At 38.7% G+C, this 15913-nt stretch carries 16 protein-coding genes; 4 read left to right on the top strand and 12 right to left on the bottom strand.

Going from position 1 to position 15913, the window contains the following annotated elements; translation table 11 throughout:
* Position 1 precedes the first annotated feature (1 nt).
* From HF876_RS08405 to HF876_RS08380, 6 genes are all read right to left on the bottom strand, one after another.
* Positions 2–352: a toprim domain-containing protein gene (locus tag HF876_RS08405; RefSeq protein WP_169359622.1), complete on the bottom strand. Its 351-nt coding sequence runs from the start codon at positions 350–352 to the stop codon at positions 2–4.
* A 74-nt stretch (positions 353–426) separates the two neighbouring features.
* Positions 427–807, bottom strand: a complete 381-nt coding sequence (gene gcvH, locus HF876_RS08400; RefSeq protein WP_169359621.1) for a glycine cleavage system protein GcvH — start codon at positions 805–807, stop codon at positions 427–429.
* 73 nt (positions 808–880) lie between these two features.
* Positions 881–1243 (bottom strand): arsenate reductase family protein, encoded by a 363-nt coding sequence (locus HF876_RS08395; protein WP_169359620.1) that lies wholly within the window; start codon positions 1241–1243, stop codon positions 881–883.
* A gap of 276 nt (positions 1244–1519) precedes the next feature.
* Complete coding sequence (locus tag HF876_RS08390; RefSeq protein WP_169359619.1) at positions 1520–3301, bottom strand: acyl-CoA dehydrogenase family protein; 1782 nt, start codon at positions 3299–3301, stop codon at positions 1520–1522.
* An 85-nt stretch (positions 3302–3386) separates the two neighbouring features.
* Positions 3387–4562, bottom strand: coding sequence for an acetyl-CoA C-acetyltransferase (locus HF876_RS08385; protein ID WP_169359618.1), 1176 nt, complete (start codon positions 4560–4562; stop codon positions 3387–3389).
* Positions 4563–4590: 28 nt separating this feature from the next.
* Positions 4591–6930 carry a 3-hydroxyacyl-CoA dehydrogenase/enoyl-CoA hydratase family protein gene (locus tag HF876_RS08380; protein ID WP_240949711.1) on the bottom strand — a complete coding sequence of 780 codons (2340 nt, stop codon included), beginning with the start codon at positions 6928–6930 and terminating at the stop codon, positions 4591–4593.
* A gap of 243 nt (positions 6931–7173) precedes the next feature.
* On the opposite strand from HF876_RS08380, the gene HF876_RS08375 reads away from it, so the two are divergent.
* Both HF876_RS08375 and HF876_RS08370 read left to right on the top strand, forming a co-directional pair.
* Complete coding sequence (locus HF876_RS08375; RefSeq protein WP_169359616.1) at positions 7174–7494, top strand: thioredoxin family protein; 321 nt, start codon at positions 7174–7176, stop codon at positions 7492–7494.
* Positions 7495–7664: 170 nt separating this feature from the next.
* Positions 7665–8129, top strand: a complete 465-nt coding sequence (locus tag HF876_RS08370) for an STAS domain-containing protein (protein ID WP_169359615.1) — start codon at positions 7665–7667, stop codon at positions 8127–8129.
* Between the two features lie 97 nt (positions 8130–8226).
* Here HF876_RS08370 and HF876_RS08365 read toward each other — a convergent pair whose 3' ends face one another.
* Positions 8227–9483: a GNAT family N-acetyltransferase gene (locus HF876_RS08365; RefSeq protein ID WP_169359614.1), complete on the bottom strand. Its 1257-nt coding sequence runs from the start codon at positions 9481–9483 to the stop codon at positions 8227–8229.
* A 273-nt stretch (positions 9484–9756) separates the two neighbouring features.
* On the opposite strand from HF876_RS08365, the gene HF876_RS08360 reads away from it, so the two are divergent.
* The gene (locus HF876_RS08360; protein WP_169359613.1) at positions 9757–10296 is read left to right on the top strand and encodes a C39 family peptidase; all 540 of its coding nucleotides are present in this window, start codon (positions 9757–9759) and stop codon (positions 10294–10296) included.
* Here the strand turns inward: HF876_RS08360 and HF876_RS08355 are convergent.
* Positions 10244–11143, bottom strand: a complete 900-nt coding sequence (locus tag HF876_RS08355; RefSeq protein WP_169359612.1) for a 5'-3' exonuclease — start codon at positions 11141–11143, stop codon at positions 10244–10246. The two genes, HF876_RS08360 and HF876_RS08355, sit on opposite strands and share 53 nt — an antisense overlap.
* Positions 11144–11273: 130 nt before the next feature.
* Here HF876_RS08355 and HF876_RS08350 point away from each other — a divergent pair, with 130 nt between their 5' ends.
* Positions 11274–12500, top strand: coding sequence for an NAD(P)/FAD-dependent oxidoreductase (locus tag HF876_RS08350; protein ID WP_169359611.1), 1227 nt, complete (start codon positions 11274–11276; stop codon positions 12498–12500).
* Between the two features lie 212 nt (positions 12501–12712).
* Here the strand turns inward: HF876_RS08350 and HF876_RS08345 are convergent, their stop codons facing one another.
* From HF876_RS08345 to HF876_RS08330, 4 genes are all read right to left on the bottom strand, one after another.
* On the bottom strand, positions 12713–14050 hold the full coding sequence (locus tag HF876_RS08345; protein ID WP_169359610.1) for a GNAT family N-acetyltransferase: 1338 nt from the start codon (positions 14048–14050) through the stop codon (positions 12713–12715).
* Positions 14051–14271: 221 nt separating this feature from the next.
* Entirely contained in the window at positions 14272–14760 is a 489-nt protein-coding gene (locus HF876_RS08340; protein WP_169359609.1) for an MgtC/SapB family protein, read from the bottom strand.
* A gap of 56 nt (positions 14761–14816) precedes the next feature.
* Positions 14817–15167, bottom strand: a complete 351-nt coding sequence (locus tag HF876_RS08335) for a VOC family protein (RefSeq protein ID WP_169359608.1) — start codon at positions 15165–15167, stop codon at positions 14817–14819.
* Between the two features lie 69 nt (positions 15168–15236).
* The gene (locus tag HF876_RS08330; RefSeq protein WP_169359607.1) at positions 15237–15701 is read right to left on the bottom strand and encodes an SAM-dependent methyltransferase; all 465 of its coding nucleotides are present in this window, start codon (positions 15699–15701) and stop codon (positions 15237–15239) included.
* Between the last annotated feature and the right edge of the window lie 212 nt (positions 15702–15913).

Below are 15913 nucleotides of genomic sequence, written 5' to 3'. Positions count from 1 at the left end.
CCTAAGGTAAAAATTCTTTTTTCACCTTAATATTAACACGTTTTAATATAGATGCCAAAACCTTCGCCGGTGTGTTTGCTACTTCGCCATACGTCGGGTTCGTATACAAATGAATTGCCTCTGGATACTCCTTCCTAACGACCGATCGAATTTGTTCCCCGGATTTGTCTGCATCTAGAAAAGCATAAATCGGCAAGCCATCATAAGGGCTTAATAGCTCCTCCAATTTTACATCGGATATCGTTCCATTAGTACATATAATTTCTGGAGATTCATCGAGAAGGCTTAATAATTGCAGCTTATCAGACCTACCCTCAACGATAATTATTTTATCACTAAATACATGTGCCATTTAGCTTCTCTCCCAACTTATCCTTTCCTTTATTATATGAAAAAAACGCCGATTATTAACCGGCGTTTTCATTATTACTCTGCTATTAATTCTTCGTACTTTTCAGGAGATAATAAGCTGTCCACTTCTGATACGTCTGAAGGCTCAACCACGATCATCCATGCATTTTCATAAGGTGATTCATTAACAAATTCGGGGCTATCTTCTAGCTCAGTATTTACTTCTACTACTTTACCACTGATAGGTGCATATAATTCTGAAACAGTTTTTACGGATTCAACGCTACCAAAAGCGTCTCCTGCCTTGATCTCATCGCCAACTTGTGGAAGTTCAACGAATACGATATCTCCAAGTTCAGATTGTGCAAAATGAGTAATTCCAATACGGACATTTCCGTCCTCATTTTTAACCCATTCATGTTCAGCTGAGTACTTAAAATCTTTAGGTACGCTCATAAATAAACCCCTCTCAAATAATTAATCCATTCTATTTAATATTCACATATTTTCATAGTAAATACAAGGTGCTTTAAGAGGTTTTCCATATGTCTTCAAACTGCTCTTCTTTAAAACCAAGCGTTAGCTTATGTCCATTATATACAAGAGGTCGTTTAATCAATTTTCCATCCGAAGCAAGCAGCTCTAACTGCTCATCCTCCGACATTGTAGGAAGCTTGTCCTTCAATTGTAATTCACGATATTTTACGCCGCTAGTATTAAAGAATTTTTTCAGTTCATAATCGCCTTGTGCCACCATTTCCTTTAATAGTTCCTTTGAAGGCGGTGCGTCAACGATATGATGGTTCTCAAATGGGATATCGTTATCTTTCAGCCATTTGCTTGCTTTGTTGCATGTACTACATTTTGGATATCCATAAAATTGGATTGTCATTTATATCTCACCTTTTTCTTTTTATCATAATAATATTTTGTTACTCATGCAAGAGAGAACAGTGAAATGCTCTCTTCTTAACTTTAAAAATATCCTTGTTTTTGCTTAGCGGTGATAAATTCCCATGAGCGGTTATAAATCTCTCCGAACGGTCATAAATCATGCCTAACCGGTTATAAATCTCGCTGAGCGGTGATAAATCATGCGCGAACGGTGATAAATTCATCCCCATTAAACAAAAAAGCCATCTGGAGTTCCAGATGGCCAATGCTATTATTAAACTACAAATTTTTCAGCTTCGATTAGCTTAACGGAAGCTTCGCGTTTTTTCTCGATCACGTTATATGGTGTGTAGCGAGTTAGCTTGCGAAGTGCAGAAATCATCATACGTAAGTTATCGCCATCAACTGAAGCAATTAGTGTTTCTTTTGCTGCTGCTTCGATTTCATTGAAGGCTTCTTGGCAGAAGATTTGAGTGTAAAGAAGCTTTTGTGCTGCTTTTTCTTCTCCACTGCGTGCGATTGCTTTTTCTGTACGTAGTACTGCTGATTCCATTGCAAAGATGTTGTTCGCAATGTTTGCGATGTGTACAAGTACTTCTTGCTCTGCTTCTAATTTTGTACCGAAGCGTTGAGCAGCCATACCAGCAGCTAAAATACCGATTTTCTTAGCGTTTGCAACTAGCACTTTTTCTTGAGCTAATGCTTCATCGCCAACTTCCTCTGGCATCATCATTAATAGCTCTTCCTGCAGACCTTGTGCTTTTTGAAGAAGTGGTAATTCACCCTTCATTGCTTTTTTCAGGAATGTTCCTGGAACGATTAAGCGGTTGATTTCATTTGTACCTTCGAAAATACGGTTAATACGTGAGTCGCGGTAAATGCGCTCTACTTCATATTCTTGCATGAAGCCGTATCCGCCATGTAATTGAACCGCTTCGTCAGCGATGTAATCTAGAACCTCAGAACCTACTACTTTGTTAATAGAGCATTCAATTGCATACTCAGCGATTGCAGCCGCAATTTTACCTCCGTCTTTTTGATCTTCTTCACTCATTTGGCTCATACGATCCTCGAAGTAACCTACTGTACGGTATATTAAGCTTTCCGTAGCATATAGCTTAGACGCCATTGTTGCTAGCTTTTGCTTCGTTAAATTGAATGAAGAAATAGGTGTCTTAAATTGTTGGCGTTGATTAGAGTAAGAAATAGCTAGCTCTAACGCGCGTTTAGAAGCACCAATACTACCTACACCTAATTTGTAACGACCAATGTTCAGGATGTTAAATGCAATAATATGACCACGGCCAATTTCCCCTAATAGGTTTTCAACTGGAACCTGTGCGTCTTCTAGGATCAACGTACGTGTAGAAGAAGATTTGATACCCATTTTCTTCTCTTCTGCACCTACAGATACTCCTGGGAATGTTCTTTCCACGATAAATGCAGAGAATTTGTCACCGTCTACTTTTGCGTAAACAACGAATACGTCTGCAAAGCCTGCGTTAGTGATCCATTGCTTTTCACCATTAAGGACATAGTGAGTTCCTGCTTCATTTAATTTAGCAGTTGTTTTAGCTCCAAGTGCATCTGAACCTGAGCCTGGCTCTGTTAAAGCGTATGCTGAGATTTTTTCTCCAGATGCTGAGCTTGGAAGGTATTTTTTCTTTTGTTCTTCATTACCGAAAAGAACGATTGGAAGCGTACCGATTCCTACGTGTGCTCCGTGAGTGATAGAGAATCCACCTGCAACTGATAGCTTTTCAGCGATTAATGCAGAAGAGATTTTGTCTAACCCTAGGCCATCATATGCCTCTGGAATATCAGCTGCTAAAAGACCTAAGTCACCAGCAGATTTCAATAAACGTACAGAGTGATCAAACTCATGATTTTCTAGGTTTTCCACAACAGGTAATACTTCGTTTTTAACATAGTCTTCTGCTGTTTTAGCAATCATTTTTTGCTCATCATTGAAATCCTCTGGTGTAAATACGCGGCTTGCCTCAATATCTTCTACTAAAAAGCTTCCACCTTTAATTGCATCTTGAACTTGTGTCATTTCCTTCTCCTCCTATTGTGTGTAAACGTTTGTTTAATTGATTGTGAAATGCGCCCTTCAATCAAAGCGCATTTCCCACTTAAAATTAAAGAAGTTCAAATACTCCAGCTGCTCCCATGCCTCCACCAATACACATCGTCACAACACCAAATTGCTTCCCTTGTCTTCTAAGTTCGCTCATCATTTTTAGAGTTAAGATAGAACCTGTTGCTCCAAGTGGATGCCCTAGTGCGATAGCTCCACCATTTACATTTACTTTATCTAGATCGATACCTAAATGACGAACGACTTGAATAGATTGAGAAGCGAATGCTTCATTAATCTCCCATAGGTCGATATCTTCAATAGATAGACCTGCAATTTTCAATGCTTTAGGTACAGCAACGATGGGTCCGATCCCCATTACGTCCGGAGCCACGCCGCCAACTGCGAATGAACGGAATTTTGCTATCGGCTTTAAGCCCTGTGCCTCTGCAACTTCACGGTCCATCACTAATACTGCGCCTGCACCGTCCGAAGTTTGAGATGCATTACCTGCTGTTACAGAACCACGCACGTTGAATGCTGGACGTAATTTTGCAAGTGTTTCTACTGTTGTTCCTGGACGTACACCCTCATCCATTTCGAACATAAATTTTTTCGATTGCGCTTTGTTGTTTTCATCTACGAAATGCTTGATCACTTCAACCGGAACGATATCATCGTTAAATTTACCAGCTGCAATTGCCGCTGCAGCAAGCTGATGTGACCGAACAGCAAATGCATCCTGGTCTTCACGGCTCACATTATACTTATTCGCCACCTGCTCTGCTGTATGACCCATTCCCATATAATATTGAGGCGCTGTTTCTGCTAAATGAGCATTTGGTCGAATGACATTACCCATCATTGGAACCATACTCATAGACTCTACTCCTCCGGCAATAATTGCCTCGGAGTGACCTAGCATAATACGTTCAGCCGCATATGCGATGGATTGTAAGCCAGAGGAACAGAAACGATTGATTGTGATTGCTGGTGTTGTATCTGGAAGTCCAGCAAGTGCACCGATATTACGAGCTACGTTCATTCCTTGCTCTGCTTCTGGCATTGCACATCCTAAGATTAAATCATCTATTGGGCCATCGTATCCGCCCGCTCTTTTTAATGTCTCTTTTACTACCAATGCCCCGAAATCATCTGGGCGTACATTGGCTAGAGATCCTTTTTTCGCTTTACCAACTGGTGTTCTTGCACCTGCTACGATAACTGCTTCACGCATGAGTTCTCCTCCTTTTACCTAACGCAGTCTAGTTGCGTAATGGTTTACCTTTCACTAACATGTGCTGCATTCTTGCCTGGGATTTAGGGTCTGCAACTAAACTTAAGAAAGCTTCACGCTCTAAGTTCAATAAATATTGCTCATCTACTAACGTACCGTATGGAACCTCTCCACCAGCAATGACATAGGCAAGCTTTTTAGCAATTTTCAAATCATGCTCACTAATATATCCTGATAAGAACATGCCTTCAGCTCCTAATAAAAGTGCTGCATATCCCGGGGATCCTACAACAGGTACCTTTTCACGAATCGGCGCCTTATAGCCTGCTTCTGCTAGGGCTAGTGCGGCTTGCTTCGCATCATAGATTAAGTGATCTGGGTTAACGCTAATGCCGTCAGCCATGCTTAAGAAATTGTTCTCACGTGCCTCTTCACCCGAAGTGGATACCTTAGCCATAGCGATTGTTTCAAAAACCTTGCTAGCTACATTTAAGTAATCTATTTGCACTCCGTTTGGAATTCCTTTTAGGTGTTTCATGTAAAGCTCTTTATTACCCCCACCACCAGGGATTAGACCAACGCCCGCTTCCACAAGTCCCATATATGTTTCAGAAGATGCCTGGATATGAGCTGCTGGTAGAGTAACCTCTGCTCCTCCGCCTAATGTCATTCCAAAAGGAGCAACTACTACTGGCTTCGAAGAATATTTAATTTTCATTGTCGCATTTTGGAATTGACGAACAACGAAATCAAGTTCAAAAATATTGTCATCTTGCGCTTCCATTAGAATCATGCCAAGGTTTGCTCCAACGCTGAAGTTTTTACCTTGGTTACTAATAACAAGACCCTTAAAGTTTTTCTCTACTTCATCGACAGCAAAGTTAATCATTTGAAGAATATCTAACCCTATAGAATTGGACTTAGAGTGGAATTCAAGCAATGCAATCCCGTCTCCTAAATCGATCAGGCTAGCTCCTGAATTCGACTTAATGACACCATGCTTTTTCTTGTAGCTTTTTAAGTTAATCGTCTTTTCATTGACTGGTACCGCCTGGTAAACCGAACCGTCAAAGAAGAACAATTCACCGTTATCTTCTTTATAGAAGGAATCGAATCCTTTATCTAATAAGGACTGAACGAAAGCAGGTATTTCATAGCCCTCTGACTGCATTTTTTCAACAGAGGTTTTTACTCCGATTGCATCCCAAATTTCAAACGGTCCTTGCTGCCAGCCGAAGCCCCATTTCATGGCATTGTCAATTGCAACGATATCATCTGCAATTTCACCGTGAAGCTGTGCAGAATAAATAAGTGTCGGGCTTAAAATACTCCATAAAAGCTCTCCCGTGCGATCCTTTGCATATGTTAACGTTTTCACTTTAGCGGCTAAGCCTTTTTGTTGCTTTGCCATTTCCATGGAAGGAGTTTTCAGCTTCTTCATTGGTCCATATTCCAAAGTTTCCGGATCTAATTCTTTAATTTCTTTGCCTTCTTTTAAGAAGAAGCCTTGCCCTGTTTTAGCACCAAGCCACTTGTTTTCAAGCATTTTTTGCATGAAAGCGGGTACTTCAAAAACCTTTTGCTCTTCCCCTGTTGTTTGGTCATACACGTTCTTTGCTACGTGAGCAAATGTATCAAGACCTACTACATCAAGTGTACGGAACGTAGCTGACTTCGGACGGCCAATAAGTGGACCAGTAACAGAATCTACCTCTCCAACCGAGTAGCCTCTTGCTTGCATCTCACGAAGGGTTACAAGTAAACCGTATGTTCCAATTCGGTTGGCTATGAAGTTAGGCGTATCCTTTGCAAGAACAACACCTTTTCCAAGCACATCCTCACCAAAGGTTTGCATAAATTCTACTACTTCAGGAGCAGTTGTATTAGCAGGAATCACTTCTAATAGCTTCAAATAACGAGGTGGATTGAAGAAATGAGTACCTAGGAAATGCTTGCCAAAGTCTTCTGATCTACCTTCTACCATTGCATTGATACTGATTCCTGATGTGTTAGAGCTTATAATTGTGCCTGGCTTACGAACTGCATCTATTTTGTCATATAAATTTTTCTTAATATCTAAGTTTTCTACTACTACTTCAATAATCCAGTCCACATCTTTTAGCTTTTCAAGATCATCCTCTAAATTCCCTGCCGTGATTAATTGCAGGTTCTTTTTCGATGTTAATGGTGCTGGTTTTTGCTTTAATAATTTCTGTACGGCAGTTTCCGCAAAACGATTACGTACGGAAGGATGCTCCAATGTAAGTCCTTTTGCTTCATCCTCTTTACTAACTTCTTTTGGTACGATATCCAGCAAAAGTGTTGGTATACCGATGTTTGCTAAGTGAGCTGCAATCCCAGATCCCATTACCCCTGAACCAAGTACAGCTGCTTTTTTAATTTGATATGTCACGTGCAAAGCCTCCCCTTCATCTTGAATGAACGCTCATTCATTTTAATTACAAAAAAAATAGAAGCAATCTCTATATCTATTATTCTAGTGCAATGTTTAAATTTTCGCAATAATAAAATGAATAATTTAATACATTTTTCTTTCTCCTATTTGGGAAACAGTGTAAACTGTATGTATTATCATTGGAGGTATCTTATAATGAAAAAAATTACTACAACTGAGCAATTTAATGAAATCATTTCTGGTGATCAAGAGGTATTAGTAAAATTTGAAGCAGGCTGGTGTCCTGATTGTCGTCGCATGGAAATGTTTATCGATCCTATCATGGAAAAGTATAATAATTACGCATGGTATGAAGTAAATCGTGACGAGCTACCTGAAATCGCTGAAAAGTATGAAGTAATGGGGATTCCTAGCCTACTTATATACCAAAACGGCGAGAAAAAAGCTCACCTGCATAGTGCAAATGCGAAAACACCGGACCAGGTAGAAGAATTTTTACAAGCGCAAACTAAATAGATACTATTTAGAACAGCTATATATAGGCATAATATTCAAAACTGAATAGTCTATACTTTCTTTAGAATAAGCCAAGGTAACCTTAGAAAGTATGAAAGGAAATAGGACTGCTCTTAACGACAGTCCTCTTCTACTTTCTTACCATAATAAGAAAAACAGAGGTGTTATATTTGTCGCAAGAAAACGAAATTCTGGAATTAAAAGAGAAAGTCGCTTACTATGAACGAATTATAAAAGCAATGTCCACCCCAATCATTCCATCTATTGTGCCTAAAACAATTTTGATGCCGATTGCCGGCTATATGTATAAGGAACGCTTTGAAAATATTGAGACGGAAACACTACAATATATTGGCGAGCATAAAGAAGTAGAACACGCTATTTTCGATTTTACCGGGGTAACTGTGGAGCATATTGAGGAATTCGATTACAATGAATTGGCCATATCTATATCCCGACTGAATAGCTCTCTTCGTTTAATGGGGATCCGTCCAATCTATGTTGGCTTTAACCCGAAATTTATTCGTGAAATTGTCCATGCAGATCTACATGTTAATATCGAAACATATAAAAATTTCCGAGAAGCATTGAACCGCCTACTGCAAGAATCCAATAAAACAATTGCTTCTAAATAAAAAAAGGATTAGGGATTTCTCCTAAACCTTTTTTCTAGCGACAAAGGAAACGAGAAGTTGTTCTCGCATCTCCCTTTGTCTTTTTTATCATGTTTACTTAAAAATTTGTCATGCAAATTGGTGCTTTTCGTGGCTTAAACCAGTCATCTAAATCCTCTGGGCTACAACCCTTCACTACTACTTCACCATAGCTATCCAAATCCTTAATCGATACACAGCCCATCCACCATGCACTTAAATCTTGAATTCCTATTTCGATGTTCACCTGACCGATATCCTCTCCCACTTTTTCAATATCCCATTCTTCACCCAAAAATGAAAGCTTATAAAAGCCGGACTGCTCCTCGATAAAGGTGTCCTCGACCTTCACAATAATTTCTGGTTGGCCCTCTGGCTTGCGTAGTGCTTGAAAGTGCATCTGCTTAAAAAAGCGTGGTATATCTGAAATCCGGTACATTAAACCTGAGCCGGTGGTAGCCACCTCATGATAAACACTAGGAATTAAATGATTAGAGTCATTTGGTGGATTGTTTAAGCTATAAACAAAAGCTGGATTATTCGTTCCATATATAATTCGATCTACCTGATCCTGCTGGGAATGAACCCATGCCTCTAGCTGCTTAAAGCCCTTCTGGCTACTCCATACCCACTCATGAATCATCATATTTTGATGCAGGAAGTGACTATCCTTCACTGGCTGAAGACTAAAAGCTAAGGCCCCTATCAGCTTGCCGTCTTCTCGGACCCCTACATAACGAGATGCTGCATTTTTAATATGCTGACGCTCACTCCATGTCCGTTTGATCATACCATGATGCATTTGGGCAAAGTGGTTATATAAGACTGTAATTTCTTCTACATCTGTAGGAGATAACAGCTCTACCAAGTCCTTCTGTCCATTACTATTTAAAGCACCTGGTTTTATCCTAAACTCGTATTTTAATGGACCGTAGCCATAGCCCATTTTGCGGTAAAAACTAGAGCTAAAAGGATATAGAGCCACAAGGGCAACATTTTCCTTTCTTGCCTCTTGATGAAAATGGTTCAACAGCTCAAAAGCTACCTTTTCCTTCTTATGTAAAATATGTACTGCCACCATGCCTATCCCAAATAGACGTTGAAACTCACCATTAATATTACATTCAAAATCACTTCGTCGGTAGATTCCTACTAATTCTTCTTTCGCGTTAAAGCTTCCATAAAAAAGAATACCGTTTTCTTCCCTTTGCTCTCGTTTCAGTCTTTCCTCATATTCCTTCTTCTTTTCCTCTGACTGAATGCCCATTCCTGGATATGCCATAGACGCTAGGTCAGCTGCTGCCTCAAAATCCGTTTCCTCTAATACTCTAATCAAACCATCCATCCCCTTAGTAATTAAATTAGAATTGCTATTTATATAAAAAACACGAACAATAATTGATTTTAGCTACTGGAAACCGTTCTGCTAGCGACTGATACACAAGTCTAATTGCAACGCCTTGTCTCTCATGCCGCATTCAATCAAATAATTGTTCGTGTTTAAAATGGAAAACGTTATTTAGGAAATTAACTTAATTTAATGCTTTTAGTAAAAACTTTTAGGGTAATATAAACGTACTGTATATAGTAACGAGAAAGGAGAATTAACTTGAAAATCCAATTGCCGGTTAAAGGCTTTTCCCAGTACGATGTTTCCATTAATCCAAAGCTACAATCTTCTGCATGTGGACCGGTCACAGTATACGTGCTCCTAAACTATCTTTTACCGAACCACTCCTACATTCCTAACGATTTGTATAAGCATTTAAAAGGAACAAGAATCGGTCTATTTACATATCGATTTATTAGGCGATTAAAAAAGCTTCTTGGTCCTGGTTGGACAATCCAAAAATGCTCCATAGAGGAGTCCTTAGGTGAGCTGCAACAAGGTAGACCAGTGGCATTAAAGTTTGATAAATATTTTTCTTTTAAATGGAAACAGAAATTCTCTTTTTCCTATCACTGGGTACCATTAATTGGATATGAACATACAAACGACGAGCTCTATTTAATCGTTCATGATAATGGGGGAAGAGGACGAGAAAGTTCTATACGCAAGATAAAATATACGGAAAATGCCCCTATCCTCACATTTGTTAAAGTTGTCCCACCGGCTTCTGTTTCCCTTGCAGCTGACGAGCTAAAATAGTGTAGCCATGCTCATATAAAAAATCGAATTTGTTCGTATCAATATTCGGTATGACTAAGTGATCGAGCTCCGCTTCAATTGGTACATCTCTACTGATGGTAGCAAGCTGCTTCGATAAGTGAAGCATTTCTAAATCAGCTTCAATTTTTGTTCGCTGTCCCTTTGTTAAAAGATGCAGTGAGTCTATTACCTTTTCAACTGAACCATAGGCTTGTATAAGCTGAAGAGCAGTTTTCGGTCCAATACCCTTCACGCCTGCATAGCCATCACTGGAATCTCCCATAAAGGCCTTCACATCCGGGAACTGCAGTGGAGAGATACCATATTCATCTGTGAATCTTTCATGATTATAGTAGTCATATATCGTAAAGCCCTTTTTCGTGAATGCAATTTCAGTAGAAGGATCTAAAAGCTGAAGTAAATCCTTATCGCCACTGACAATCGTGAAATGGGCTTCGTCTTTCCATTTATGTGTGATAGATGCAATCGTATCGTCTGCTTCCATTCCAACTATCCCAAAGTTTTGCCATCCTAAATGCTCCGACAGCTCCTGGGCCATATCAAATTGAGGAATCATCTCCTCTGCTGGCTTTGGCCGATTCGCTTTATACCCATCAAATAAATCATTTCTAAACGTTTTCATTCCTTTATCCCAGCAAACCGCCATATGAGTAGGGTTCATTAGCTCCTGTGCTGCCAATACATGACGAGCAAAGCCCTGTACTGCATTCGTTGGAATCCCCTTTTCATTTTTAAAATAGTTTCCTGACATAGCAGTTGCAAAGAAAGAACGGAATAATAATGCCATACCATCTATAACTAATACACGAGGTTTTTCCTGTGTCATATACATCATCCTTTAGTTTATTAAAAGCATCTAAACAAGCAGTTTAATACTTTTATCACATATTATTATAACATGGATTGAAAATAAAAATTAAGGGTATATAATTCTAAAAAACTCTTTGGAGGTACATATGAATCTACATAACGGGTCTCTTTATTGGCCAACTACAACGAAACCATTTACACCAAAATTCATTGAGCCTTTAGATATATACGATGTCGTTATTGTCGGTGGAGGAATGTCTGGCTCCTTAACTGCGCTATCGCTTGCGAAGGCCGGATTGAAGGTTGCAGTACTAGATAAACGTATGATGGGTACCGGCAGCACTAGCGCAAATACAGGATTGCTTCAGTATTCAAATGATATTATGCTTCATGAACTAATCGACCAAATCGGCGAAAAGGATGCTGTTCGCTTTTATCAGCTCTGTTATGAAGCAATGGATGATTTAGAGCTTGTAGCTAAAAGTCTCGATGAGGATTCAGATTTTATACGACGCCCTAGCCTGTGTTTTGCTAGCGAAGAAAATGATGTGGAGAAGCTAAAGGCGGAATACATAACACTTCAAAAATATAACTTCCCTTGTGATTATTTAGGAAGGAACGAGATAGCCAAAAAATTTTCCTTTTCCAAGGATGGCGCCCTACTAACTTTAGGTGACGCAGAGGTTAACCCGTTAAAGTTTGTACAAGGGGTTCTTCGAAAAGCGGAAGAGCTAGGCGTTCATCTATATCCATATACAGAAGTTATAAATGTGATAGATAGAGATGATGATCTGGAAGTTCGTACTGCTGGAAAACCGTTCTATGCTAAAAAAGTTGTATATACGACTGGATATGAGGATGTCCCTGTTGGAAAACGTAGGGGAGCTGATATCAATCATTCTTATGTGTGCGTCAGCAATCCTATTAGTAATTTAAGTGGCTGGCATGAAAAAGCTTTAATATGGGAGACAAAGCGACCTTACTTATACGCTCGTACATGCAAAGAAGGTAGATTAATTATAGGTGGTATGGACAAAGACCAACCTGAGGCACCACAATCGGAAGAGCTGATGATGAAAAGAGTAGAAAATCTACTTTTCCAAGCAAAAGAACTATTCCCACAATACGATATAAGCATTGATTATGCATACGCTGCGACTTTTGGAGAATCTACTGATAATCTTCCATTCATTGGAGAACACCCAACGAAAGAAAATCATTATTACCTATTAGGTTATGGTGGAAACGGAACCGTTTATAGTATGCTCGGATCTCATATATTGAGAGATTTAATAACCGGTCATAAGAATGAAGATGCTGAGATTGTACAGTTGAATAGGCTAAGTAAAAGCAAAGAAGCGACTAATCAATAATTAGTCGCTCCAAATTTTAGATAAACACCATGAATTGTGATGTTTTGTCTAAAGTTTTTTCTATTAAAGTAACGATATGTGCTCTCCTGGATCTTCAGCTCGTACTATTCTCGTTGAAAGTCTCCACTCTTCCCTCCAATCAAAAGTCGACTCCTTCTATTTGTGGGTCAAGCCTAGTAATTAGACGTTGCACGCAGAGAAAAAACCTTCTCCTAGCTAGGAATCAAAAACTTATCTCTAATTTGAAATCCAAAAAGCATTAATTTTTTGATTTGATTTTTGTTGTCTTTATTAACACGTACTAATATATTCCGTACTCTGTAGTTTGTTTGTGTAAAGCATAGTATCTTTTCTAGCTCCTCAGACTCCCACCCTTCTATAAATAGAGTTCCTTCAGATAGCTTTTCTTTATGATTTAGTTCATCTATATAAAGCGATGTTGAATTGATCCAAAAAGTGTTTTGGGGATTTCCAGAATGATAGCCCTCGAAACCTCGAAGGTAATTGAGAAGGAATCTTTGTCGGTTACCTGACCATATCTCTGTGTTAGAAATACTTTTAAAGTTACAATTGGGGGCTTTGATGTGGATATCGTTGAGCTCAGCAATAAGAATAGAATGCTTTTTCTTAAATGCCTTCTTCTTAGTAGGATTCAATTGTTTTCTTTCATATTTTGCTATATGACGCTTTTCCAGGATAAGACCAAGCTTACCCCTAAAATTTTTAGTTGAAAATAGGATAGACACAGTGCCTGGAGCATGTATGGGCATAGCCTCGCCAAGCAGCTTCTCAGCATGAAAAAGATCCTTTAGTTTTCCGTTTCCGTACTCCATGTATTTATCCAGCCACTGAAAACCATAAGAAAATGCTATTAATTCATTATTAAGATGTATTACCTTTGCGCTGACATGAGGCCGATCACCTTCAAATTTTTTCATAAAATCCAATCTATCGTTACTGGAGTGATTAAATTTGTCCATGTTTCCCTCTAATAATGACTGCAATTGGTCAAATGTCACAACCTCTTCCTGTAGATCACCTAGTGCCCTTAGCTTTACTTCCATCATTGGAGTTATAACATGTAAAATTTCTACTGGATTGTTTTTCTTTTCTATACATTTGTAGCTTCTAGCATTCATGTAATTCCTTAATTTTAGATGAGTATGATTGTCATAACTTAACGAATTAATCAAGAATACAGCCTGCTGCTTATCTAAAATAATTCCGTCCATCACAAACATAAGCACCCTATCTAAATCTCTCTTCTTTACTACGAAGTCTGTATAGGGACAGGATTGAATAGCTAACGTTTGCACAATTTTAACATTGTTCTTTTTACTCACTATAAAGGGAAAAAAAGCAATTACTTTCTGGTTTTCTCTAACACTATAAATCTCAATTTTCTTATCGTCTGAAAAATATCTCCACCAATTGTATATAAAATGAAATTCTAGAAATGGATTAGAATTTTGATTTGCTGCTAAAATAGTGGACCATTCTTTTTCATACAAACTAAGATGTTTAAATGACTTGATAAGGAATAGCTCCAAATAATACTCCTTTCTTTTATCATATAGTCGTTCTAGCAAAGAAGTCTTGTACTAAAAATTAGTTTATCCGCAAACGATTCTGTTCAAAGAATCCTCTCTAAAATAATATTAATAGGCAGGCTGTTTCATTCCTATTTGCTGTGAATTAAACAATATAGATTATACAAAGAAAAAGCCATCACTCCAGTAACTGAACTGGTAGCGTGGCTTTGTTCCACCTTTTATTCCCCATCACTATCAACCTCATGCGCTTCCTTCTCTTTCCCTCTTGGAGGTAGAAGTCTCATCTTCTCTAATACCCTTGGAAGGTTCATGGCGATAAACATGAGGAAAACTGTGAGTATTGCTAAATCATATGCGCCATAACCGATTGTTAATCCTACGCATGCGGTAATCCAAAGATTTGCTGCTGTTGTTAGACCTCGTTTCACGTTATCCTTATCCACCCAAATAACTCCTGCGCCTAGAAAGCCGATACCGCTAATAACTTGGGCTGCTAATCGCATGGGATCCATATAAGGCCCTTGGTTTAAGGTAGATAAGCTCATCGCCAGTGTAGAGCCGAGACATACTAAAATATGCGTACGAATCCCTGCAGGCTTGTGCTTAATAGCCCTCTCTAGTCCTATTAACAGACCTATGAATGTGGCTACTGCTAATCTTATATATAGATCATAATGTGAGTTAAATAATGATGTGACAAAGTCCAATGTGCATTCCACCCTTTAAAAGTTGTTCTTTTTACTATATGCCTTTTAGAGCATCCTTATTTCCAGTAACAAATTTGAGATTTGTTCCCATCTACGTCGAACAGCTCAAAATAGGTGTTTAGGCCATCGTGCTGTATATCTGTGACCGTTACTCCTCGAATGGATAATGTTTTATACGCTTCATCTATAGAAGAAGAGAAAAAGATTGGATATGTACTATTTCCTTCACCATTTGGCTCTCCCTTTTCAAGCGTCAAGGGTACGCCACTTTCTCCAATTTTCAAAATGGCATAGTGTTCCTCCCTATATTGTTCCTCCAGTCCTAGCATCTCCTGATACCAGCTGCTAGCGGTATTAATATCCCGCACCTTTAAGCAGACCGTATCAATTCGTTCGATTAAATTCATATGCTCCCTCCTAAATAAACTGTACTCTTTCTTTTATTCGCTATCGGACGCTTAAGTCCTTTTTAAAGCTTACTCCCAATAATTCATCATTAATTCGGTTGACCACTTTGGCTGCTTCACTTTCCCTTTCGGTAGAAATTCGCTCATCACGGGTTTAATGTCTAGCACTGGAGTCCCATCTATTGCATCTAACCCTTTGACAAAGATCGATGACCCGTCCCGTTCAATCAATTCAACCGTAGTAAGTCCTATTTTATTTGGTCGATTCTTACCTCGCTGCGCGAATATACCTACCTTCGGATAAGTCGTATTGTTTCTTGGATGCCTAGCAGTATATTGAACGTGATCGTCAGAAACTAGGTGAAACAAGAAAATGATTTCCACATGACTAAAAGCATCAATACCATCTAGACTGCTCTCGTCCCAATCATTGTTTAACCTGATTTCAGAAACTACCTCCCCCCAATAATCATCCTCTGGAGTTTTTCTAGTGTTATGTACTGTTCCAATAGAGCTAACGTGAAATGTATGCATAAATACGCCCCCTTTAAACAAGCATAGCAAACTATACATAAGTGATACATTACTAATTTGTTATGCGAGGTGATTGTTATTTTAAATGAGTCATTAAAGGATTATGACCAAATCTTGTGGAAATAAAATAGGATAAAGCCCAGTGGTAATATGTCAAGCGAAAAAAAGAAATGAATTGGAAATTACTTAAGTGATACTTTCCAAATGAACAC

Source organism: Psychrobacillus sp. BL-248-WT-3 (genome assembly GCF_012843435.1).
In the GTDB taxonomy this organism is placed as follows: domain Bacteria; phylum Bacillota; class Bacilli; order Bacillales_A; family Planococcaceae; genus Psychrobacillus.
The sequence above is the reverse complement of the archived record's forward strand: the minus strand, read 5'-3'. Positions and strand labels throughout refer to the sequence as shown.

Coding starts and splice junctions, on each gene's coding strand:
- HF876_RS08405 (WP_169359622.1), bottom strand. CDS start 352: ATGGCACATGTATTTAGTGATAAAATAATTATCGTTGAGGGTAGGTCT.
- gcvH (WP_169359621.1), bottom strand. CDS start 807: ATGAGCGTACCTAAAGATTTTAAGTACTCAGCTGAACATGAATGGGTT.
- HF876_RS08395 (WP_169359620.1), bottom strand. CDS start 1,243: ATGACAATCCAATTTTATGGATATCCAAAATGTAGTACATGCAACAAA.
- HF876_RS08390 (WP_169359619.1), bottom strand. CDS start 3,301: ATGACACAAGTTCAAGATGCAATTAAAGGTGGAAGCTTTTTAGTAGAA.
- HF876_RS08385 (WP_169359618.1), bottom strand. CDS start 4,562: ATGCGTGAAGCAGTTATCGTAGCAGGTGCAAGAACACCAGTTGGTAAA.
- HF876_RS08380 (WP_240949711.1), bottom strand. CDS start 6,930: ATGGGATCTGGGATTGCAGCTCACTTAGCAAACATCGGTATACCAACA.
- HF876_RS08375 (WP_169359616.1), top strand. CDS start 7,174: ATGAAAAAAATTACTACAACTGAGCAATTTAATGAAATCATTTCTGGT.
- HF876_RS08355 (WP_169359612.1), bottom strand. CDS start 11,143: ATGACACAGGAAAAACCTCGTGTATTAGTTATAGATGGTATGGCATTA.
- HF876_RS08350 (WP_169359611.1), top strand. CDS start 11,274: ATGAATCTACATAACGGGTCTCTTTATTGGCCAACTACAACGAAACCA.
- HF876_RS08335 (WP_169359608.1), bottom strand. CDS start 15,167: ATGAATTTAATCGAACGAATTGATACGGTCTGCTTAAAGGTGCGGGAT.
- HF876_RS08330 (WP_169359607.1), bottom strand. CDS start 15,701: ATGCATACATTTCACGTTAGCTCTATTGGAACAGTACATAACACTAGA.